We start from the raw sequence: 24147 nt of genomic DNA, 5'->3' as shown, positions 1-24147 counted from the left end.
GATACCATTGAGAATAATTCTGAATTAGCGAATAGAATCGCTAAAACTTTTACATTTTATCTAAGAAAGTATATCTTTGTTTGATTTTTCCTTAAAAACCATTCAATATATATGACCAGAACTTTCCTCCCAATTCTAGTTGCCCTACTTTTTTTATTTACAAATTCTTTAATCGCCCAGCACACTTTACAGGGTAAACTGGTTACCGAAACCAACGAACCTATTGCTTTTGCCAATGTTGTTTTATTAAATGCAGAAGATTCTACATCGGTTTATAAAGGAACTATTTCAGAAGATAATGGAGCATTTGTACTTGAAGAAATTACAACAAACGATTATTTGCTAAAGGTAAGTTTCGTAGGATACGAGAAGTTTCTTAAGCAGATATCAATCAAATCCGATAAGAAATTAGGTGAAATCACTATAAAAGAAGGCGCTTCAAATTTAGATGAAGTTACCATTAATACCAGGAAACCAAAAATTACCAGAAGCATAGACCGCATTACTTTTGATGTTGAAAATTCTATGCTTTCCAGCGGAAACAGTTGGGATGTTTTACGCCAAACACCCGGAGTAATTATGAGCCAGGGACAGTTACAGGTAAGAAATTCGAGCGTAACGGTCTATATTAACGATCGCAAAGTGCAGCTTACAGCAGATGAATTACAAACTCTTTTACAAAGTTATTCAGCAGAAAATATTAAGTCGGTTGAAGTGATCACCAATCCGCCGGCACGTTATGAAGCTGAAGGTGGAGCGATTTTAAATATCAATACCACCTCGGCCATTTCTCCAGGTTATAAGGGAAGTTTAGAAGGGGCTTATACGCAGGGTATAGTTCCGAAATACCAGTTTGGAACCAGTCATTACTGGAAAGGCGATAAACTCAACGTTTTTGCCAATTATACCTTTAGCCCGCGAAAGGAGATAAAACGGGACGATAGTTATATTAATTTTAGCCCAAACCAGGAAGGCGGTCAAAGGTGGGAAAGTGATTTTGAAAGAATTACCCTCTCGCAGGCACACAACGCCAATGTGATCTTGGATTATGATTTTGATGAAAAAAATAAACTGAGTTTTTCCTCTAATTTCATGTATTCGCCAGATAAAACTTTTGATAATTCGGTGCAAACCGATGTTTCCGCTATGGGAAATACTGCATTTTCAAATTTTATAACCGATAGCGATGTAAATACTGATGATAGTAATATAGCTTTGGACCTTACTTACACCCATACATTCGGTAATGGAGGAAATGTATCTGCCGGAGCGCACTACACAAAATTTGATCAGGAACGTGACCAAAGGGTTGCTACCGAATATTTTTCGGAAAATGGGGAGCTTGTTGATAACATCGCATTTAATACGGAAGCAATTCAGAATATCGACATTTTTACCGCGCAAATAGATCTTAGCACCAGCCTTGGGGAAACCGCATTTGAAAGTGGAATAAAATTCTCCCATATAGATTCGGAAAGTGGGATCGATTTTTTTGATGCAGAAAGCCTTGAAGATCTTTATGAAAACCTTTCTGATCAATTTCATTATAATGAAACGGTTTCTGCAGTTTATGCCAGTGCTTCCAGAGATTGGGAAAAATGGAGCGTACAAGGTGGTTTGAGAGGAGAATACACCGATCTTTTAGGAATGTCTTTTTCAACAGATCAGCGAAACCGTCAGGAATATTTTGAATTATTTCCTACCGCTTACTTGCAATACAGAGCGTCAGATAATCACAGTTTTACGCTGGATTACAGCCGAAGAATTGAACGACCCAGGTATGAAAGTCTAAATCCGTTTAGATATTTCTTAAATGAAAACGATTTTAATGCCGGAAACCCCAATCTACGGGCGGCTATTAGTAATAATATCAATTTAAATTATACACTTTTAGGACAGTATTTTTTGGATTTTTACTATCGTGATAATGGAAGGTCACCGGCAAGTTTGGCTTTTCAGGACAATCAAAACTTAACCATTAGAAGGTTGCAGGCCAATTTACTGGAAAGTAAAAGCTACGGACTTGACATTTTACACGGTCGTTCGATTACCAGCTGGTGGTATGCACAGTTATACGCTTCACTGTTTCACGAAGAGAATAACTTTTTAGCCGTAGAAAGCGGTAATGTTGAGGTTACGAACGAGATTGATGCTGTTTTCGGTCAATTATATAATTCCTTTACGCTTTCTAAAGATGGAACTTTTTCAGGGGCTCTTACCTTTACTTATGTTTCAGATTATATTTCGGGATCCTATAATTTTGATCCTTTTTCAACTTTAAGTCTTGGGTTTAGAAAAACCCTTTGGAACAACCGCGCGGAATTAAGCCTGAATATCAACGATATTTTTAATAACACCAATACCCGTTTGACATCGCAATATTTAAATCAGGATAATTCATTTTTTGCTCGTGAAGAAACGCGTTATGTGCGGGTTGGATTTAAATATAACTTCGGGAACTTTAGGCTAGAAGACAACCAACGCAGCATAGACGCCGCCGAAAGAGATAGGTTGTAGCATGAAATTCTTTGTTCCGTCAAGCTGAACTTACTTTAGCTTAAGTCTCTACTAAATTATATCTAGTTAGATCCTAAGATAAATTCCGAATGACGGGTTTAAGAAAACTTGCTAAAATTCCATTTTTGGGAGATAGGTGGTTTTCGTACTTTTGCACTTCAAAATAAACCGAAGTGGCTAAAATAGGAAATATAGATGTAGGAGACTTCCCGTTGCTGTTGGCACCGATGGAAGATGTGAGCGACCCGCCATTCCGCGCGCTTTGCAAAGAGCAGGGTGCCGATGTGGTTTACACTGAATTTATCTCTTCAGAAGGGCTTATTCGCGATGCAGCGAAAAGCACTATGAAATTGGATATTTACGAAAAAGAACGTCCCGTTGGTATTCAAATTTTTGGAGCCGAGCTGGATTCTATGTTGAAATCGGTAGAGATTGTAGAAAAATCCAATCCTGATATTATCGATATTAATTTTGGTTGTCCCGTTAAAAAAGTGGTCTCCAAAGGTGCCGGTGCCGGTATTTTAAAGAATATCGATCTAATGGTTTCCCTTACGGAAGCTATGGTAAAACATACCAATCTTCCCATTACCGTCAAAACTCGTTTGGGCTGGGACAACGATTCTATAAAAATTCTTGAGGTTGCTGAAAGACTTCAGGATGTTGGTTGCAAGGCTATTTCTATTCACGGAAGAACTCGTGTACAAATGTATAAAGGCGAAGCCAACTGGGCACCAATTGCCGAGGTAAAGAACAACCCACGGATGCATATTCCGGTTTTTGGTAACGGCGATGTAGATACACCTGAAAGAGCTATGGAAATGCGTGATAAGTTCGGACTTGATGGCGCGATGATTGGCCGGGCAAGTATTGGTTATCCGTGGTTCTTCAGAGAAGTAAAGCATTATTTTGAAACCGGTATACATTTAGCGCCCCCAAATATGTTGGAACGTTTAGACGCTGCTCGGCGTCACCTACAAATGGCGATTGACTGGAAAGGGGAGAAGCTGGGGGTGTTTGAAACCCGACGCCATTATACCAATTATTTTAAAGGAATTCCGCATTTTAAAGAATACCGAATGAAAATGGTAACCAGCGACGATGCCGCTGATGTTTTTGCTGCTTTTGATGAGGTGGAAAGGGATTTCGCTGATTTTCAGTTTGCTTAATCACAACTTTCGTCATCCTGAGAAAGAAGGAATTCGTGAATTCGCGACATGTAGAGACTAAACTGCTTTTAAAGCTTTTCTACTACTCCCAGACGCGATAAAAGAAGCGATAAGTCCTAGAATCCCTATTGTGAATATTACGATAAAGATATTTTCTAAAGTTATGGCTACCGGATATGGTAAGCTTGGAGTGATCATTACGAGATTGAATTGCAGTTGAAGGTAAACAATCAAAACTGCAGCCGATAAGCCAACCGCGCCGCCAATAATCGTCATAAGTATTCCCTGGGTAAAGAATATTTTTTTGATTTGCCTTTCGGAAGCGCCCAGGCTAAATAAGGTTTTGATATTCTCCCGTTTATCAAGGATCACCATAATGATAGAACCGGCAACATTAAATAGCGCAATTATTAAAACCAGGGTGAAAATGAGATATACCGCAAGGTTTTCGGTATTGAGCATTTTATAAAGCGTTTCGTTGAGTTGCGCCCGGTTTTTTATAATAATTTCATTGTCAAAAAGTTCGTTTATTTCAGCGGTGACGGCATCGGCATCGGCATTTGGAGTTGTTTTAATTTCTACGGCAGAAAATGTATTTTCATCTAATTCCAAAAGATTCCTGGCGAAATTCAGATTAGAAAAAACATATTTATCGTCAAGCTCTTCGTTTACGCTGTAAATTCCGCTCACAATTACTTTTTCCTGATTAAACGCCTGCCCGGGATCTAAGCCGGTAATCTGCCCTTTTCCGGGTCGCGGCACCATCACATTCAGGAGATCTTGATAATTGAAAATGCTAAGGCCCAGTTTTCGGGAAATCCTGTTTCCCACTACAACCTGGGCTTCACTATTGGTTAACCATGAGCCCGAAACCGCGCTGTCTATTTGGGTTACCTGCCGGTAATTATCATCTACCCCTTTTATAAACGCAGTATGATTTTTATTCCGGTAATCCAGAAAAATTCGTTCCTCAATGATTTTACTGAATCCAGCAATTCCTGAAATTTCAGCAAGTTTTACGGCTTTGTCTTCAGGAAACTGAAAAGTTTTTCCGCTTGACGGGAGAATTTTTAAATCAGGATCAAATTTATTCGAAAACGACAGACTAAAATCTTTGAGTCCGGCGAAACCCGAGAGTACGATAAACAATGAAAAAGCCCCTGCAAAAACGCCTATGGCGGCAATAATGGTGATAATATTAATGGCATTATTGCTGCTTTTGCTAAAAAGATAGCGCCTGGCGATGTAGAAGGGAAACTTCAAATTAAGATTTTTTCCGGCGTTCCAGGAGATTAGGATCGCTGATTGGGTTTTCCTCGCCTTTAATCGATTTTTCGATGTTTTCTATATACTCCAGCGAATCGTCCAGATAATAATTGATTTCAGGCATTTTTCGCAACTGATTTTTAGTTCGTTGCGCCATTTCATGCTTGATCTTAGACTTGCCAAGGTTTATTTCCTCTATAACTTCTTGCGCGTGTTTCTGCGGAAAAATGCTGATATAAGCCTTCGCAATAGAAAGATCTGTAGTCACTTTTACTTTAGAGACCGAAATAATCACTCCTGTTCTCCCGGCATCTTTAAGGTTTTTTTGCAGGATATCGGCTAGATCGCGCTGCAAAACCCCTCCTATTTTCTTTTGTCTGTTTGTCTCTTCCATACGGCAAAAATACTACAATAAATTGGTATGCACCTAAGATGTGGAATCACGATGCACGTGGCCTGATTATTTTGTTAATATAAAAATAGGCGTTTACTTTGCTCAAAACAAGATGTAAGATGAAGAAAATTGAACATATTGGAATTGCAGTAAGGGATCTTGAAGCTGCAAATGCTACATACAAAGCGGTTCTAGGCAGTGAACATTATAAAACAGAAACGGTTGAAAGCGAAGGTGTAAATACTTCCTTTTTTAGAATTGGCGACAGTAAAATTGAATTACTTTCGGCCACAAATTCTGAAAGTCCGATTGCTAAGTTTATTGAAAAACGCGGCGAAGGGATTCATCACCTAGCCTTTGCGGTAGACAATATTAAAGCTGAAATTGCCCGCCTGGAAAAAGAAGGTTTTAAACTGATAAATACCGAGCCTAAAACCGGTGCCGATAACAAGCTGGTGGCATTTATGCACCCAAAAAGTGCGAATGGTGTGTTGATAGAATTATGCCAGGAAGCCTCTACTGCCAATCAGAAAGAATCATTGCTGAACGATTAAGGAAAAATGCGTTTAGTCTTGCAGAGATTGAAAATATATACTAATATTGCACTCCTAAAATTCGGGAATTGTTTGAAATACTTGAATTGGTCCTATAGCTCAGCTGGTTAGAGCACTTGACTCATAATCAAGGGGTCCCTGGTTCGAGCCCAGGTGGGACCACAGATAGATAAAGGCTTCATGAGGTTTTACTTGTGAAGCCTTTTTTCATTTGCACATACAATTTCTTTAACTTTATTTTAGCGTCAAAAACAATCATTTAGAATCAATTATAAGGATTCTGACTTAAATAATGGGGTTTTTATAAAATTTCCTTCTGAAATTTAAAATGTGCATCTCCCAGTTTATTGCTTCGAAATATGGCAGTAGGCTGAATTAGGAGTTATATAGTGCAAAAATGGATGTATTTTTTCCCTTTCAAAGCTCGTCCAGTAATATTCAGGGATTATAATCCCCAAATATTACGTTTTTTGGGGATCTTATTCTCCAAATATTATATTTATCAATGAGAATTCCTTAGAATTTTTTTTGGTTAAATAGGTATTGGTTATCGTAGGCTTGCGATACAAGCTGGCCGGAAAAGGGCAGAGGAAGGGGTTACCTATGCAAGATCATGTAAAGGACGAAAACGAAAAACCAAAGCAGTGCAAAGGTTCCACCAGCTGGAAAAGAATTACGTGACTAATAGGCTGCACCTCTACAGTCGGAAATTAATCAACTTTTGCATCAAACACCAGGAGGGCACTCTTATTTTAGGATGATAAGATAGGAATTGCCAAAGAGGAGGAATTTGTGCTTAGGAACTGGAGCTATTATGAACTGATGGCCAAAATAAAATACAAGGCTGAGAAGGCAGGCATTGAACTGATAACAGACTGAAAATGGAATTTCGAGGGTGCTTGTACACCCATAAGGTGAGGTTAAAAAAATACACTCACTGAATGCGCTTGGCATATACAACGGCGTGGGCTCTTATTTTTTGATAGTAGTCCAGATTTCTTATTTCAGCAATTGCCTGAAAGTAATCGTTAAACTGAATTCAATGTTATTATAAAAATGGTCTACTTATGGGAAAACCTAAAAAGGAAATTAAACATTCCTGCATAGAAGATGGGCAATATTTATATGGAGAAAACTTTGCCTTAAGTTGTTACTCACTCTTAAATAAACCTATAATTAAAATGTTTATATTCATTTTAAAATCAAAAAGATAAAAATAATTTATATTCTGAAAGGATTATGGAATCGCAGCAGGATCAAATACTGATTTATAAAACAGAGACCGGGCAAACTCAAATTGATGTTAGGCTTGGAGAAGAAACGGTTTGGCTTACACAAGCTCAAATAATCTCATTATTTGAATCCAGTAAGGCTAATATTAGTGAACATATTAAGCACATATTCACATCTGGTGAGTTAGATGATAATTCAACTGTTCGGAAATTCCGAACGGTTCAACGGGAAGGAAAGAGAGAAGTATCCAGAGATAGAATGCACTATAATTTAGATGTAGTAATATCTGTGGGTTATCGGGTTAACTCTAAACGCGGTATTCTATTTAGACAATGGGCTAATAAAGTTCTAAAGGAATTCTTACTACAAGGATATTCCATCAATGAAAAAATACTTCGAGAAAAAACCCGCCAGCTCGAAGAACTAAAAAACGTAGTTCGCTTACAGGAAAAAGTTATTTCTGAACACGACCTTAATACTGATGAATCTGCAGGTTTAATAAAAATTATTGCACAGTATTCTCGTGCCCTGGATTTATTAGATGATTATGACCACCAGCGGCTGGAGGTACCGGAGGAAGGAAGTCGAGAAGTTTTTCAAATTACCTACATTGAAGCTCGAAAAGCTATAGATGAATTAGGAAGACAAACAAAATTCGAAGGACTTTTTGGCCGGGAGAAGGACGATTCCTTTAAGGGTTCGCTAGAAAATATATATCAAACCTTTGGAGGAGAGGACCTCTATCCCACAACCGAAGAAAAAGCAGCTCATTTGCTGTATTTTGTGGTTAAGAACCATTCGTTTTCCGATGGAAATAAGCGGATTGCTGCATTTTTATTTGTCTGGTTTCTAGACCGGAACCAGATACTCTATACCCAAACCGGGAATAAAGTAATCCCGGACAACGCGCTGGTAGCATTGACCTTATTAATTGCTGAAAGCCATCCGGGTGATAAAGAAATGATGATCAAAGTAATAGTCAATCTTATATCTCGCCATTAGAACCAAAATATTTTAAAGCTAGGTTAGAAACGTCTTGTTCAACGATATCTTGGATAAAACGTTTCTAACACTTTTGTAAGTTTGAAGCAATCTAGAAGCTTCAGCTTCATCTACATTTAGTTCTTCCATAATCATCCTGATACCGCGGCCTACCAATTTCTTATTGGAAAGCTGCATATCTACCATTTTATTGCCTTTTACCCTGCCTAGTTTTATCATTACACTGGTTGAAATCATATTCAATACCAGCTTTTGCGCAGTACCGGCTTTCATTCTTGTACTCCCGGTTACAAACTCGGGGCCGGTAAGCACTTCTATTAGGAACTCGCTTGCTTTAGCCAAAGGACTGCCTGAACTGCAGGTTACGCAACCGGTAATTATTCCTTTAGCTCTGGCATCCTTAATTCCGCCAATAACGTATGGAGTAGTTCCTGATGCAGCAATCCCTACCATCACATCTTTTTCTGAAACTTCAAATTTTTGAAGATCTTTCCAGGCCTGGTTGGTATCATCTTCTGCATTTTCAATTGCATTTCTTAACGCAATATCGCCTCCGGCAATTAAGCCTATAACTAATTCATCTGATACCCCAAAAGTAGGAGGACACTCAGAAGCATCTAAAACCCCCAGTCTTCCACTTGTTCCAGCTCCAATATAAAATAATCTCCCATCGGCTTCCATTTTAGGTACTATGGCATCCACTAATTTTTCAATTACAGGAAGTTCTTTTTCGACACTTTCTGGAACGGTTTTATCTTCTTTGTGTATATTGTGAAGCAGAGTTGAAGTGCTCATTTTCTCCAAATCATTATACTTCGAAGTTTTTTCGGTATCAGGATTATTATTATCCATTTGTAAGTTTAATTATAATATATCTCCCTCAATAACTCGAGGAGAAATGTTTTCAATAAAATATCTAAAATAATTTAAAATTTAGATTTAGGTATAAAATCTGAAAAAATCCCTTTTTTAGGGTCGCTATTCCAAGGCTGACTCATAAAAGTACTATCTACTGCCTGAGTTACTTCTTCCTGGCCTAAAGTTGTTTTACCAAAATTCTGAATAATAGAATCAGCTTTTACTACAAATTCCTTGTAACGTTCATCTTCTATTCATCACCCCCTTATGTGTAAATAATCTCCGGTAGTGGTCCAAGCTGTACGGAATTCTTAAATATTCTTTGGGGATTGGATCTTATACTACTTCTTCTTTTGAAATTTTATCAGGAATAGCAATTTCTATACGATTTCTTTAACTACTTTTTCAAGTTCGGAGGTTAAGTTGATGCCGCTTCCTGAGCGGTTTGACAGTAACAAAAAAGTCCCTCAGAAAAATTCTGAAGGACTTATGATATAATATTAACCCTAATTATTCTTCGGTATCCCACCACAAAGGTGTCGTTAATCTAACATATGGGTCGTTATCTGGCATGTTTTCATAGTTACGATCTTCTTCATTGTATTCATACATCATAGCTCTTATCCAATCGTTTTCTCCAGGGAAAAGAGTTACATTAACATTTTCAGGTCTCTTCAATCCAGGGTAAATATCTGAACTATAGTCCATTCTTCTAAAATCTACCCAGGTTTCTGGATTTAGCATGTTCGCTATGTATTTTTGAACAAAAATTTGTGATAGACCAAATTCGTCCATAGAAATTTCTTCATCTATAGTTTCTAAATATGCTGAAGTCTTTTCCTGGGATATATCTAGTTTATTTAAATCGGCTTCAACACCTTCTAAATACGCCTGATACGCACCAGATTCGTCATTACTCCTAAATTTAGCCTCTGCTTCAATAAACTTTACTTCGCTATATGTCATCATAAAAGTTGGAGAATCTGGAGAAGTATAGAAACCGCCATAACCAATAGAATAGTTATCTCCCTCTCCACCTGGTACACCAGCACCGGTTTTAACACCCTGGTAACCTCCGTTTACAGCTTCTGTTACAATCACTGGAAGTCTTGGGTCCTGAACATCTGCGTATTCATTTAAAGGATCTTGTAATAAATCCACAAAAAACTCGGAGAAATAATCGAACCTTGTAGAACCATAACCGCTTGTACTAAATGGTTGATTATCATTAGAAGCTTCTCCTCCTCCATAAGTTATGTAAGCATTATCTGCATTAGAGCTAAAACCTTTTTGCACTGCCTCTAAAACCATTTGAGGGCTATAAGCATGTTCTCCAGAAGTCTTCTTAGTGAGGTGATTTAAATAGCGAGCTTTAATTGAATATGCAAATTTTTTCCACTGTTCCACATCGCCATTATATAAAATATCTCCTCCTTCATCATTAAGGCCCAATTCACTTTCCTGGTCTAATTCCACCACAGCCTCATCAAGAATCTTAAAAATTTTTTCATAGACAACTTCTTGAGACACGAATTCTGGCTCTAGTTTAATGGATTCTTCAGGATTATAACTATCGTCTAAAACTATAGATCCATATTGGTCAGTAGTCATTCCCAATAGATATGCCCTTAAAATTTTTCCTATTGCGGTATAATGCGGAGAGTTAAATTTTTCTCCTAAATAAATAAGATCTGCAGTATTTGGAAGCGCATAAACATATACATTTTGCCATAAAAAATAACTACCTGTGGTTAGAAAAGTATTCCATGATTCAGAATAATACGCCGGTGTATTTTGAGAGCCATATTGTACTACCCCTAAGACTTCTCTCACTCCTCTATATTGAGCAGTAGCCACCGCATTTTCTATAGCTCCCTCAATGCGGTATTGTGGAGGAAGCTCTGTAGTTGTTGGCTGGGTTACCGAATCGTTTACGTCGAAATAATCGTCACTACAAGAACCAGCAATAATTACTGTACTAAGTAGTAGAAAGTATTTATAATATTTTTTCATCATCTTAAAATTTAAATCTTAAACCTAAATCAAAACCTGTGGTATTCGGAGTTCCTAAGTTATCTATACCCATTGATCCCGCTCCCTGAATTCCGGCACCATAAGTATTAACTTCAGGATCTACTCCAGAGTAGTCGGTAATTGTAAATAAATTTCTACCGGTCACAGAAATTTGTCCTGATACAATATTTAATCTATCTAACAATGTAGTAGGTAAGTTATAGCTTAATGTAGCATAACGCAGTCTCGCAAAGGAAGCATCTTCAATAAAATTTTCTGCATTTTGTGAATAATACTGTTGATAATATTGCTGATCTGTAACTTGCGTAGTATTAGGTTCTCCATTCGCTAAAACTCCTTCCACAACTCTAACTCCATCTTGAGATCTATTTAAGGTTTCCTCTCCAAGCCCATAATAAATAAATGCCGAATTTGTAGCATTGTATGCTTCCTGACCTTGAACTAGATCAAGTAAAAATGAAAAATTAAAGTTTTTGTAGGATAAATTATTAGTAATACCCAATGTCCAATCTGGAAGACGGTTAACATCTTCGAAGATTACAGTTTCAAGTTCGGGTAAACCATCAGCTCCTATAATAAGTTCATTCTGCTCGTTTCTTACAGCTTTGTAACCTCTAAGTCCAAATAAAGATCCGTCTAAAATAGCTGCACCGGCAGCTGTATTACTAAAAGTCCAGGAATCTGACAGGTAAACCTCATCAAGCTGCCCGGGTAATTCCACAACATCACTTTTATTAAGTCCGAAATTATAAGTCATATTCCATTGAAAAACATTATTCCTGTCAAATAACTTCGCAGTTATCAAGGCCTCAATTCCTTTGTTTATAATAGATCCACCATTTAAGGTAGCATAAAATGTACCTGCCGAAGGTGGAACCCTAATATCTTCAAGAATTTGATTCTTTGATTTACTATAATACACACTTAGATCTAAACCTAATCTGTTTTTAAAGAATCGAGCATCAATTCCACCCTCGTAACTATCGGTAAATTCCGGCTCTAAAGCAGGATTACCAATATCTACACCGTTATAAGTATAAGCTGAACTTGCAAGCGGATTTATATTTGTACCCAGGAAACTATTTAAAGCTCCTATTGGCGCATCTTTTCCTGCCTGAGCCCAGGTAGCCCTAAATTTCATAAAGGACAAACCATTGTCGCTTGTAATATCATTTCCAGCCTGCTCGAATAAATCAGTTATTACAACCGATGATCCTATAGACGGATAAAAGAAAGATCTTTTATCTTCTGGCAATGTTGAGGACCAGTCGTTTCTTCCTGTAAGATTGAGGAAAACTGCATCTCTCCAACCAAACTTTAACTCTCCAAAAACCCCTACTGCTCTTCTTCTTGTAATTAATTCGGTAATTGACTGGTTCTCTTGTGAAACGTTTCCAATACTATAAATTCCAGGAGCCTGAAATCCATCTCCGTAAGTATAGACACTATGTACTCTGTAATCTTCAACCATATTACCTACCAAAGCATCTATTTCAAAATCTTCGCTTATCTCTTTGTTATAGCTTAAAATAAGGTTTGAGGTTGTTTTTCGGTTCTCACGCTGAAATTGACTTATATAACCTTCTGACCGATTTTCAATAAGAGATCCTGTGCCAATTACACGTTTACTGGTTTCTGAGAAATAATCTGTTCCCAGTTTATAAGATAGATTAAAATCGTTTAGAAAGTTGTAATTAATACTTACAATTCCTATTAACCTATTAACCTTGTTATCATTAGGACTATTTTCTAAACTCCAATAAGGATTATCAAAAGTTTGATCTGAATAAAACATTCTCTGCGACCCATCTTCTGCATAAAAATCCTGAATGTCTACATTTATGGGATAAGATAGTAAACTACTATAGCTACTACCAGAAGCATTACCTTGTTTAGTACTACCCACCTCAGTTACAATATAGTTTGCTGAAGCTCCTACTGTAAGATTATCTCCCAATTGAGAAGAAGTATTTATTTTAAATGAAGTTTTATCATAATTAGTCCCTTCTATAACTCCATTTTGAGAAAGATCTCCAATAGAAAGGTACAAGGTACTCTTCTCTGTTCCTCCCGAATAACTAACATTGTGATTTTGTGTTATGGCTGTTTCGTAGAAATTATCAATATGATTATAAGTTTCCTCGCTTCCTACAGAAGGACCCCAGCTGAAATTTGATTCATTTTCATAACTAAATCCATCAGTACTCAAAATCTGAGTACCCTGCCCAAATTCTTGTTGCACATTAGGAGTTCCCAAAACTTCATCTACAGAGAAAGTTCCGGAATACGAAATTGTACTAACACCAGCTTTTCCTTTTTTTGTTGTGATAATGATAGCTCCTTCAGCCGCTTGTATTCCATATAATGCTGCAGCCGCAGGTCCCTTTAATACCGAAATGCTTTCAATATCCTCCGGGTTTAAATCTGCTGCCCTGTTTATACTGGCTACAGTAAGACTTGAACTTGTAGAGTTATCAATCGGAATACCATCTACCACAAATAATGGCTGATTATTCCCGGTAATAGAAGTACCTCCTCTAATTAGTATGGCTGTAGAAGAACCTGGAGCACCTCCCGAATTGGAGATTGTAACCCCGGATACCTTTCCCTGAAGTCCACTTACTACATTCGTTTGATTACCTTCAAGAATTTCATCAGATTGCACCTCTTGTACAGCATAACCTAAAGCTTTTTCCTGTCTCTCAATACCAAAAGCTGTCACTACCACTTCATTCAAGCTTTCCGTATCTGTACCCATAGAAACTTCTATGTTAGTTCTATCTCCAATAATAATTTCTTCTTCTACAAAACCTAAAGAAGAAAAAACTAAAATAGTTTCATCTTTATCGGGTATTGTTAGACTGAAGTTTCCGTCAAAATCAGTTACCGTTCCATTACTGGTATTTTTTTCAATAACATTTACTCCAGGTAGAGGTAAACCTTTTTCATCTACTACAGTCCCTGAAACTTCCCGCTCTTGTGCCCACACTTGAATGGAAAACAAGCAAAACAAAATTAAGATCGATGTACGAAATTTTTTTCCCATATTATTAAATTAACAATTGATTATGAAACAAACATATCATATTAATTAACTAATTACAATTAAAAGTTGCAATTATCTATATTTTTGCGGGATTACTTATTATTTGAATATAAAATATGCAATTTTTAGTTGCATATACCTAATTTTGATAGAAATAAAGTTATCCTCCTTTTAAAAAAGTAATTCAAAAATTTTAACATATTAATACGATTCGAGCTAATTTTGTTATATACTGCTTTTAAACCCAAGAACCAATTCTTAAGATTTAATATGAAAAAAACTGAGCGCCATCAAATTATTCTTGACGAAGTACATCTACATAACAGGGTGTTACTAAGTGACCTAACCAGAACTCTTAACGTATCCATGGATACTGTAAGAAGAGATCTCATGGAATTGGATAAATCAAAACACTTAAAGAAAGTTCACGGAGGAGCGGTTTCCAACGGGTTTAATCTTCATTCCGATAATACACGGGAAGTATACGAATACGAAAACAAGTCTATTATTGCAAAGAAAGGAGTAGAACTTCTAAACCACGGTGATGTATTGCTTATTAGCGGGGGTTCTACTAATTTGGAACTTGCAAAATTACTACCCAAGAAAATGAATTTAACCTTCTTTACTCCCAGCCTACCTATGGCGGTAGAACTGTTAAACAACGCTTCTAAAAATGATGAAGTACATCTTATAGGAGGAAAATTATCAAGAGGATCACAACTTGCCGCAGGTGGAAGCGCTATTAATCTTTTATCTGAAATCACCGCCGATATCTGCTTTTTAGGTACCGGTTATATGGATATTGCAAAAGGTGTTACTGAACTGGATTGGGAGGTTGCGCAAATGAAAAAAGCCATGGTTAAATCTTCCAAAAAATTGGTTTCACTTACCATTTCTAAAAAGCTCAACACCTATAATCGCTTTAAAGTTTGCGATACCATGGCAGTAGACACCTTAATTACTGAACTAGATCCCAACGCACCGGAACTTCAAAAATACAGAAGTATTGGTTTAGCCCTACTTTAAATAAAAATAATTAAGTTAAAGCAATCTATTTCTTAAGATGACACTATCCCGCAAAGTGCGTAAAGTTAAAATAACAGGGGATGGACTTTTTTTAATGTCTGACCCTTTTTTCATAGATCGTAAGGAACTGATTTCTTTGTCTGCTCCTTATTGTTTTTACAACCAATAGCAACAACTAAAAATAATAGCAATACGGTTTTTATAAATTTTATTTTCTTAAATTTTAAAATAAAGGCCTGCCGTAAAAATAGAGAACTCTGGGCAGGCCTTTTCAACTAAACACAAAAGCTAACTATCAACTATTCAACGGGTTCAGCTAATCGGTAACTACTTTTGGCTGTATGTGTTTTTTCGAATATATCGGCAGCTTTTATTTCAATGCTATGCTCACCGGCTTCAAGTTTAGTGGGAATATTACCACGCCACAAATGCTCACTTATAATAGGGTTGGAAGATCTCCTGCCGGGCATTAATTCTTCGGTAGAATCCCATTCGTAGACCATTTCTATATAAGATGGATCATAATCTTCCATATACTGCATTTCTTTCCATTCCCCATCATCTATTCTGTATAAAACCTCATCGCCTTCGGTCCCCATAAAGAAATTCACATAAATTCCTGCCTTGGTTCCTCTACCTTTGGCGACTACCTTTGAAGCAAAAACTTCCATTTGATAATCGGCTGGTTTCCCCGCTACTTTATAATCAATACTATACTCATTTCCATCGAAATTTATAAATGCATAACCTTTCGGGGTTCCGTCACGCATAGTGGAAATTGGAACATTTTTTTCGTCTAATTTTCCAGAATACCAATCTCCAAAAGTTGTCCCAACATTATAGTGGTGGTGCGGTTTATCCTGTTGCCATCCCTCTTCTTTTTGGAAAAAGTCCTGACGCTGTATATGCGTATGAGCCGAAAGCGAAAGAGTATTTGGGAAGTATTTTAAAAGTTTAAAAAGTCTTTCCCTGTCTTCATCGCGAAAGGTATCCCTGCCATCTGGCTCACTAAGCGGAATATGCAATGCAACTACTATCAAATGATCTTTAGTAACATGTTTTAAATCATTTTCGATAAACTGGAACTGGTCTTCTCTAAAACCGCCCCAGTAACCTTTTCCATCTCGAGGATCTGGATATAAAACATCGTCCAAAACTAGGAAATGCACCTTCCCATAATTAAAAGCATAGTTGGCAGGGCCAAAATGTGCCTCGTAAGTCTCATCGGAAAGCGTATCATTTTCCAAATCGAAGTTGATATCGTGGTTGCCCAGTAAATTATACCAAGGAATACTCACGTTTTTAACCGCTTTTATATACGGATTAAATAGATCGAGATCATCTCCTACCAGATCTCCCAGACTTAATCCAAACGGAACTTTTTCTATACCTTCTAATTCTGCTACAATTCCTTCAGCAAAATAATTTACTTGCTGCTGGGTATATGGTTGTGGGTCTCCAAAAATAAGCGCGGTAAAATCTTCTTTTTCTTCGGAAGAAATTAAAGCAAAGTCAACTGAATTTGGTAGTATCCCGGTTGGTTCCACTCCCTTAAATTTTAAATCTGGTGAACCATTTGGTTTATGGATATAAAAGAACTGCGGCAGGTTACCTTCGTTTATACCAACTTTATATCCTGAAGGCTTTATCACCGAAATAATATTATCTTCACCCACGGGCAATTCGTATTTTCCTTCTTGATTGGTAAGAACGACCTTGATGCCATTAGTTACAGCTACCTCAGCGATTCCTTGCTCGCGACGGTCTTTTTTGCCATTTTCATTAGTATCTTCAAAAACATAACCCATGGCAGTGGTTTGTGCCAAAAGATTTAGTGAAAAGCATAAAACGCACTTAGTGAAAAGTATTTTCATTTTGATAAAGTTTGCAATTGTTTAACCTTTAAAACAGCCAAAATGGGAAGGTGATCTGAAGCATAGATTTCATTGATTACTTTATGACATTTTATGCTAAAAATTTCCTTCGATTTTAAAGCAATAAAATCAATTGCTTTAACCGGGTTCTGAACTGGAATTGTAGGTTCACAACTAGTGCAGGTTCTAGTAAAATTTTTCTCTAAAATATTTATTACTTTGGAGTTTGGAGGGGCATTAAAATCTCCTGCCACTATCATTGGCAATTTTTCTTCCGAAGTAATGGTCGCTAATTCTTTCATCTGAAGTAAACGATTGGTATTGGTTCGTTGTGAATCCAGATGAGTGCTACCAAATCGGATGAATAATCCATATTAGGTAGAGTAATTTTAACGGTCGCCAAAACTCTGGATTCACTATTAGTTCCCTGGACTGTTGGAAGGTAATGTACTTTTTGCTCTGAAATAGGGTGTTTTGATAAAACAGCAACTCCATATTCTCATCCGTCATAATTTATGGCTTTACTAAAGAAAACGTTCATTCCCAGTCTTTCTTCTAATATCTCAGCCTGATTTCCTTCGCCCGATCTTGTTGTATTCGCATCGATTTCCTGAAGGGCAACTATGTCAGGATCCTGTCCTTGTATCGTTTTAATAATGGCATCAATATCGATAGTATCAGGTTTAGAAGGTGGATTTGCATGGTGTATGTTATAAGCCATCACTTTTAGATTAACCTGATTTTCATTCAGGTCCAAAATTCCCTTTTCAGAATGGGAATAGAAAATATCTTTATTCTCCGGTGTAGAAAGAAAGGTGGGAATCATATAGAGAACCACCTGTATTAGCGTTAGACTTTTCATTTTTAAAAAGAATTATTTTTCGGCGGTATTTGTCCACTCAAACTTTACAATTACAGGAAAATGGTCGGAAATAAACCGCTTTCCCCGTTGTCCATCCAGAACATGGTATTTTAACGGGGATAATTCTTCTCCTCTATAAAATATATAATCAATCCTGTAACGGTCACCACTTGCTTCTACATCCCAACTGTTAAAGGTGTATCCGGGAGTATATCTTTGTTCCTGAGACAGGCTTAAGAAAGTATCTTCAAGCTTATTTTTCAATAAAATCTTATGGGGCTTAGAATCTGGTGCTGTATTAAAATCACCTGAAAGGATTACAGGCCCGTCTCCTGCAATTTCGTTGATTTTATATGCGATTAATTCAGCGCTCTTCTTTCTTGCAATTACCCCTCTATGATCAAAATGAGTATTAAAAAAGTAAAAAATATCCCCGTCTTTTTTATCTCTAAATTTTGCCCATGTAACTATTCGGGGTAATGCGGCATCCCATCCTTTTGAAGCTGTTGTTTGTGGAGTTTCAGAAAGCCAAAATGTACTACTATCCAATACCTCCAGACGATCCTTAGCATAGAAAATGGGACTGTACTCTCCTTTAGCCCCACCTTCCCTACCTTCTCCAATATATTGATATGCAGGAAGAAATCCAGCCATATCTTTTAACTGGGTAAAGGTAACTTCCTGTGCACCAAAAATATCAACCTCAAAAAACTTGATGCTCTGAGTCAGCCATTCTTTTCTGTTTTCCCATATATTAATTCCGTCATCAGGACTGTTCCATCTTATATTATAGGATGCAACCGTTAAATCACTTTCATCATTTTGAGCATTAATCACGATACCAAATAATAGAAAAGCTATAATTATTAATTTTTTCATTACCATCCTGGATTTTGTTCTATATTAGGATTTAATTGTAATTCTATACGCGGAATGGGATAGAGATAATCTTTATTCTCGTTAAATGTGCGGTTATCAAAATCGGGATGCGGTTCTATTAAATTGTTCTCATCCAGAGATAGATCTGAACCTACTTCATAATATTGAATTCCTGTAATTAAATTATCAGGACGTTCTCCTTCATACAGTACCACGTTTATTTCACCGTCTTCGGTTAGGTCATATTCTCCGGGACCCGGAAGATACATTCCACGTATAGGTTGAGTCAAAGCTTCTCCTGCTTTCCACCGCACAATATCATCCCATCTAAAGTTTTCCATATAAAGCTCGATACGCCTTTCTCTTCTGATTTCCAGAATTGCCCCTTTGTTACTTCCGTCTACATTAGGATATTGGTAGCCTATAAAGGGATCAGGATTGTTATTGGCCATTTCAAGTGATAAGCTAGGCATATCCACCCTGGACCTTAGTAAGTTTAGGGAATGATCTAAATCCTCCTGGCTTAGCGTATTTAGTTCTGCTTTTGCTTCGGCATAATTTAATACTACTTCTCCAAACCTGAATAATGGCAAATCAGTAATAGACTGTCCATTGGTATCATAAACAGGTTCTGTTACATATTTTGTAATCTGGTAGCCTGTAACTGTAGCTCCCAGGTTGGGTGCTAGTTCCATAGATTGGCCTTTCCTGGAATAGCCGGGTGTCCTTATGGTTTGTGATAGACGCAGATCACGGTTATCCACTTCATCAGTGAAAAATATCTGATTATAATTTTCCTGATCTGTGAAACGCGAGCCATCAGTATTTAAATAGCTGTTCACAAGATCCTTTGGCATTCCCGGTCTCCCATAAGAGGATGTCGTGGTGTAATAATTTACATTATGTCCAATATTCAATGCTTCGGAATATGCTTTGGCCAGGATTATTTCAGTGTCTATGGCAGCATGAGAATTGAACAGACTTGAATAATCAGCCTGCGCATTTCCCGTGTTATAGACAGCATAAGGCGAGTTATTGATAAGTTCTTCCGAAGCTTTTATAGAAGCCTCTAAGTATTTCTGATAACCATCAATATCACGGTACTTTTCATAAGTACCTTCATAAAGCCCAACTCTTGACTTTAGCGCTAAAGCTGTATATTTTGTAATTTCATACACTTGTTGATCTGCCTTCATATTTTCAATGGCCCAATCTAAATCTTCTAAAATTTTATCCACTACAAATTGACGGTTATCCCTTGGTTTTGTCAGTGATTCTTTATCTGTAGGATCAATGGTGGAATCATACCATGGAACTTTTCCGAAACGCTGTAATTTCTCGAAGTAAAAGTATGCTCTAAAAAAACGTGCTACACCTCCATAGTGATTTTTAGCTGCTTCATCATTGCTTCTTTCATAGTTTTCAAGGAAGAAATTGATATCTCGTAAATATTCCCAGCTCCAGCCTCCTCCAGATGTTGGAATTAGTCTGGTTCCTCTCATCTCATCGCTGAGTTGGTTCTGTATAATATTATCTGTTCTGGAATCACCATTGTAAATGGAAGTATGAGGAAACATTCTGTAGAATCCATTTGTGTACAGTTGGAGATCACTTGCTGTTGAGAAGAAATTTTCGGGAGTTACCTCAGACAAAGGCTCTTTATCCAGAAATTCTTTGCTACAAGCAAACAAGCTAAAGCAAATAGCGGCGATAAATAATAAGCGTTTATAATTCATAACATTATTTTTTAAAATTGAAATGACACTCCTAATGAATATGTTTTGGAAAAAGGTACAGTTTGGGCCGTACTTCTGTTGGAAGAAGTAGTAGGCTGGTTTAAATTAACTGAATTACTGGCCGCCTCGGGATCTATATAATCTGTTAAAGGGGAAAACGTGAGAATATTTTCACCGCTAAAATAAATACGAAGCTTTGTTGAATCTGAATTGGATATAACTCCTTTTGGCAAGGTGTAACCGAGAGTAAGGTTCTTCAATCGCAGGTAAGCTACACTCTGCAAGTATCTGTCATTAACCTTTTCTAAAGACCCCCCCAGAGCTATATACCCATAATTTCTTGGAAAATAAGCATCAGGATTTTCAGGAGACCATATATTATTTGCAAGGTCTTTTCTTATAAAAGAATTGTAGGGCCTGTTGAAAGGTCCCCAAAATAGCCGGGAGTCGGAGTTAGGATACCAGTCTTGTTTGCCTACTCCTTGAAAAAAGGCTGAAAGATCAAATCCTTTCCAGTGGGTATTAAGATTGAAACTGTACAGGTACTGAGGTGCTGAATTACCAATGATTTCTTTATCTCCGGGGTTATTCACAGTATTCTCACCCTCATTTATCACCCCATCTCCATTTAAATCAAAATATTTCAGATCCCCAGGCTTTAAACCCCCACCAGAAGTAATACGGTTAGATACGAAACTCTGATCGGCATGATTGGCTATTTCTTCTTCAGATATAAACAAGCCGTCTAGGCGGTATCCCCAAAGTTCGCCAATAGTCATCCCTTCATAAAAATCAAAAAGGCTTAAATTTGGATTTTCAAATCTTGTAATTTTAGTTACTGAATTTGATAAATTTCCGGTTATTGAAAACGATAACGGATTCTTGGCTACATTAAAAGAATCACCATAGGTCAAAGAAATTTCAAAACCTCTGGTTCTTAAGTCGGCTGCATTCTCCAGGGGAGATTCTGCTCCTAAAACACTTGGCAGCGTAGCCCCCGGTGCCAACATTCCTTCAGTATCCCGTTGGAACCAGTCAAAAACCATTGATAATCGATTGTTGAATAAAGCAATGTCAGTTCCAAGGTTAAAAGTGCTGACTTCTTCCCAGGTAATTTCTGTTGGGTTTAAAGCCGGTGATTCAATATAATTCAATCTACTGCCATTCATAGGGTAGTCATACAGTCCATTTGGAAGGGTTGCGAAATAGGCATAATCATTTATGTTTTGGTTACCCAGAGAACCGTAGGAACCTCGTAATTTGAAAATGTCAAAGGAGTCGTTAGTGAATTCACTAAAGAATTTTTCTTTATTTAACAACCAACCCGCTGATGCGGATGGAAAAAACCCCCATCGATAATCAGATGGAAATCGTGAGGTAGCATCATACCGGCCGTTAAGTTCCAGTAAATACTTATCATTATAATCATAAGATAACCTGTAAAACAATCCCTGTAAAGCCCATTCGGAAGCACTACCGTCTGCAGAAGGACTAATTGTAGCCAATCCAAGGGAATTGAGATCATTGGAAATAAGATTCTGTTTACCGGCTGAAATACTTTTTCTAAGAAATGTTTCGTGATTGTACCCCAACACCGCTTTTAAACTATGGTTGCCAAGAAATGTTCTGTATTCTCCATAAACGTTCAGTGCGTCATATTTACTTTCTGTTCTGTATTCATTTAAATAATCATAACCCATTAAATCTATTTGACCGGGATATATGGAATAGGGAATCCTGGTAGAGCGCTCATACTGAGAATAATTATTTCTTCTGATGGCGTAACTAGCATTGAATGTTAAAAAGTCAAAAGGTTTTATCTCAGCCGTTGCTATATTCGAGAAGCCATTATCATTTGTCTCTTGTTGTGAACTTCCTTGGAGTAAAGAAGCATAGATCCCGTCTCCAATAGTATAATTGTTAAGTTCCGTTCTCCATAAAGCACTACCATCTGGATTGGTAGGCATATAAGATGGCAAGGCATGAACCCAAATCATACTTCCCCACACATCTCTGTAACCATATTGCGTTCCCCCATGTTCCAAATCTGAAGAGCTATTGTATTGCATATTAGTGGAAAAGGTAAGCCAATCTGTAGCTTCAATATCTAGTTTGCCCCTTAGGTTGTACTTTTGATACTTATCATCCTGTACTTTCAATATTCCTGTAGATTGAAAGTTACGATAAGAGAAATAAGCATTGATTTTTTCCGACCCTCCTGAAATGGAACCGGTATAAATTTGTGAAGGATAAGTTTTTCTAAAAAAGGTATTCCACCAATCGGTGCTACCATAGTGGACATATTGCTCTCGGCCATTGCGTTGATCTACAATTACTCTTGCTAGTGATGGGTCTTGAGATACCTCCAGAAGGGCTTCCATATCGTCCTCGGTATAACCAGTATATGAAGCGCCGCTGTTATTTCTAAACGCTTCATCGACGATGCTTACCGCTTGATAGGGATCGGTAACAAAATCTGTATTCATTGTAGGGTAACTAACAGCCATAGTAGCACCCATATTGACAACAATATTACCTTTCTTAGCATTCTTTGTAGTTACTAATACAACTCCAAACGCCGCTCTAGCGCCGTAAATAGCGGCAGAACCAGCATCTTTTAAAACACTTATCGATTCTACGTCATTAGGATTAAGATTACTCAAGTCTCCTTCTACTCCATCTATAAGAATTAAAGGTGTTCCTCCATTTATAGAGGTAAATCCGCGAATATTGATACGAGGATCTGCTCCCACCTTTCCGGTAGATTGGGTCACGTTTAAACCAGGACTAAGCCCTTGCAAACTTGAACTAATATCGGCGACAGGGCGTTCTGCGATATTTGTGGTATTTACAGTACTAACAGCAGTTGATAAATTTTCTCTACTGGTCTCGCCATAACCAACTACAACAACTTCTTCAAGGGCATTCTTATCAGGCATCAGTTTCACTGTAATTTCCTCAGTGCCCTGAGGGATTAACTCCTGGGTAATATATCCCATAAAAGAAATTTCTAGAACGGAAGAATTGGAAGTGGTTTCAATACTAAAGTTCCCATCAAAGTCGGTATTGGTGCCGTTGGAACTTCCCTTTTCTCTTACAGTTGCTCCTGGAAGGGGTAAACCTTGCTCATCTAAAACTTTTCCTTGAACAGTTTGTTGAAAATCACCGAATCCAGGTATTGCCTTAGGATTAAAATTGGAAGGAAAAGCTTCTGTGAAAATCAATAGAAAGCATATGATATATGCTTTCTTTAAAAAAAAATGTATTTTTGTATCCATTACAAGTGGCTATAAATTAATTATTTGTAGTCTTAATAAGGCCCATTCTGTTGCAGCAGAATGGGCTGTTTTTTTTAGCTAATTCAAAGGAGTGTTTTTTCTTATAAATATTATTTAGAGTTAGATTCTATGGGTTCTGAATAGGTTTGCTCAAAACTATAAACTTCTTTCTCCCGAAAGATTGTTTCTAGTTTAAGATACTATTAACTTAATTTTAAATTGGTGCTAGGTAAGTCTTTTGATAGGAAATGATTTAGATTCGTTGAAATCAAATGGGTAAATTTTACAACAGACAAATAGTTTGAGATAAATAAATCTACATCCAGTCTTATCGAATATTATTTATTTATATTCTTGGTAGACAAGGTTTATTTTAAAATAAATCACCATCCCACCCTTTAGCGGAAAATTCTCCATATATC

16 protein-coding genes, 1 tRNA gene and 1 pseudogene are annotated in these 24147 nt (G+C 37.2%); 7 read left to right on the top strand and 11 right to left on the bottom strand.

Going from position 1 to position 24147, the window contains the following annotated elements; genetic code table 11:
* Positions 1-111: 111 nt before the first annotated feature.
* Positions 112-2517 (top strand): outer membrane beta-barrel family protein, encoded by a 2406-nt coding sequence (locus tag B5X53_RS01605; RefSeq protein WP_079711481.1) that lies wholly within the window; start codon positions 112-114, stop codon positions 2515-2517.
* Between the two features lie 173 nt (positions 2518-2690).
* Positions 2691-3683 (top strand): tRNA dihydrouridine synthase DusB, encoded by a 993-nt coding sequence (gene dusB, locus B5X53_RS01600; protein ID WP_079711480.1) that lies wholly within the window; start codon positions 2691-2693, stop codon positions 3681-3683.
* 57 nt (positions 3684-3740) lie between these two features.
* Here dusB and B5X53_RS01595 read toward each other — a convergent pair whose 3' ends face one another.
* A complete protein-coding gene (locus B5X53_RS01595; RefSeq protein ID WP_079711479.1) occupies positions 3741-4946 on the bottom strand; it encodes an ABC transporter permease in 1206 nt (401 codons plus the stop codon).
* A gap of 1 nt (position 4947) precedes the next feature.
* Positions 4948-5343: a 30S ribosome-binding factor RbfA gene (gene rbfA / locus B5X53_RS01590; RefSeq protein ID WP_079711478.1), complete on the bottom strand. Its 396-nt coding sequence runs from the start codon at positions 5341-5343 to the stop codon at positions 4948-4950.
* Positions 5344-5462: 119 nt separating this feature from the next.
* Between rbfA and mce the strand changes: the two genes are divergently transcribed.
* From mce to rhuM, 4 genes and pseudogenes are all read left to right on the top strand, one after another.
* Positions 5463-5897, top strand: a complete 435-nt coding sequence (gene mce / locus B5X53_RS01585; RefSeq protein WP_079711477.1) for a methylmalonyl-CoA epimerase — start codon at positions 5463-5465, stop codon at positions 5895-5897.
* Between the two features lie 88 nt (positions 5898-5985).
* Positions 5986-6059, top strand: a tRNA-Ile gene (locus B5X53_RS01580).
* A gap of 386 nt (positions 6060-6445) precedes the next feature.
* Positions 6446-6776 (top strand): annotated as a pseudogene (locus tag B5X53_RS19255) (hypothetical protein); the annotation flags it as partial.
* A 360-nt stretch (positions 6777-7136) separates the two neighbouring features.
* Positions 7137-8132: a virulence RhuM family protein/type II toxin-antitoxin system death-on-curing family toxin gene (gene rhuM, locus B5X53_RS01570; RefSeq protein WP_198550706.1), complete on the top strand. Its 996-nt coding sequence runs from the start codon at positions 7137-7139 to the stop codon at positions 8130-8132.
* 18 nt (positions 8133-8150) lie between these two features.
* Here the strand turns inward: rhuM and murQ are convergent, their stop codons facing one another.
* The 3 genes from murQ to B5X53_RS01555 all read right to left on the bottom strand — a co-directional run bounded on the left by murQ (position 8151) and on the right by B5X53_RS01555 (position 14028).
* Positions 8151-8984: an N-acetylmuramic acid 6-phosphate etherase gene (murQ, locus tag B5X53_RS01565; protein ID WP_079711475.1), complete on the bottom strand. Its 834-nt coding sequence runs from the start codon at positions 8982-8984 to the stop codon at positions 8151-8153.
* A gap of 516 nt (positions 8985-9500) precedes the next feature.
* A complete protein-coding gene (locus B5X53_RS01560; RefSeq protein WP_234999238.1) occupies positions 9501-11006 on the bottom strand; it encodes a SusD/RagB family nutrient-binding outer membrane lipoprotein in 1506 nt (501 codons plus the stop codon).
* 1 nt (position 11007) lies between these two features.
* A complete protein-coding gene (locus B5X53_RS01555; protein WP_232763996.1) occupies positions 11008-14028 on the bottom strand; it encodes a SusC/RagA family TonB-linked outer membrane protein in 3021 nt (1006 codons plus the stop codon).
* A gap of 312 nt (positions 14029-14340) precedes the next feature.
* Here B5X53_RS01555 and B5X53_RS01550 point away from each other — a divergent pair, with 312 nt between their 5' ends.
* On the top strand, positions 14341-15096 hold the full coding sequence (locus B5X53_RS01550; protein ID WP_079711473.1) for a DeoR/GlpR family DNA-binding transcription regulator: 756 nt from the start codon (positions 14341-14343) through the stop codon (positions 15094-15096).
* 299 nt (positions 15097-15395) lie between these two features.
* On the opposite strand, the gene B5X53_RS01545 is transcribed toward B5X53_RS01550, so the two are convergent.
* The 6 genes from B5X53_RS01545 to B5X53_RS01520 all read right to left on the bottom strand — a co-directional run bounded on the left by B5X53_RS01545 (position 15396) and on the right by B5X53_RS01520 (position 23671).
* Positions 15396-16970, bottom strand: a complete 1575-nt coding sequence (locus B5X53_RS01545; protein ID WP_079711472.1) for a calcineurin-like phosphoesterase C-terminal domain-containing protein — start codon at positions 16968-16970, stop codon at positions 15396-15398.
* The gene (locus B5X53_RS01540; protein ID WP_262507250.1) at positions 16967-17311 is read right to left on the bottom strand and encodes an endonuclease/exonuclease/phosphatase family protein; all 345 of its coding nucleotides are present in this window, start codon (positions 17309-17311) and stop codon (positions 16967-16969) included. The genes B5X53_RS01545 and B5X53_RS01540 overlap by 4 nt, the downstream gene beginning before the upstream one ends.
* Before the next feature lie 158 nt (positions 17312-17469).
* A complete protein-coding gene (locus tag B5X53_RS01535; protein WP_079711470.1) occupies positions 17470-17832 on the bottom strand; it encodes an endonuclease/exonuclease/phosphatase family protein in 363 nt (120 codons plus the stop codon).
* A 12-nt stretch (positions 17833-17844) separates the two neighbouring features.
* Positions 17845-18711 carry an endonuclease/exonuclease/phosphatase family protein gene (locus B5X53_RS01530; protein WP_079711718.1) on the bottom strand — a complete coding sequence of 289 codons (867 nt, stop codon included), beginning with the start codon at positions 18709-18711 and terminating at the stop codon, positions 17845-17847.
* On the bottom strand, positions 18711-20447 hold the full coding sequence (locus tag B5X53_RS01525; RefSeq protein ID WP_079711469.1) for a RagB/SusD family nutrient uptake outer membrane protein: 1737 nt from the start codon (positions 20445-20447) through the stop codon (positions 18711-18713). The genes B5X53_RS01530 and B5X53_RS01525 overlap by 1 nt, the downstream gene beginning before the upstream one ends.
* An 11-nt stretch (positions 20448-20458) precedes the next feature.
* Positions 20459-23671 (bottom strand): SusC/RagA family TonB-linked outer membrane protein, encoded by a 3213-nt coding sequence (locus tag B5X53_RS01520; protein WP_232763998.1) that lies wholly within the window; start codon positions 23669-23671, stop codon positions 20459-20461.
* Between the last annotated feature and the right edge of the window lie 476 nt (positions 23672-24147).

It is taken from the genome of Salegentibacter salinarum, from assembly GCF_900168115.1.
Taxonomy (GTDB): domain Bacteria; phylum Bacteroidota; class Bacteroidia; order Flavobacteriales; family Flavobacteriaceae; genus Salegentibacter; species Salegentibacter salinarum.
This window is presented reverse-complemented; position numbering and strand designations above follow the sequence as displayed.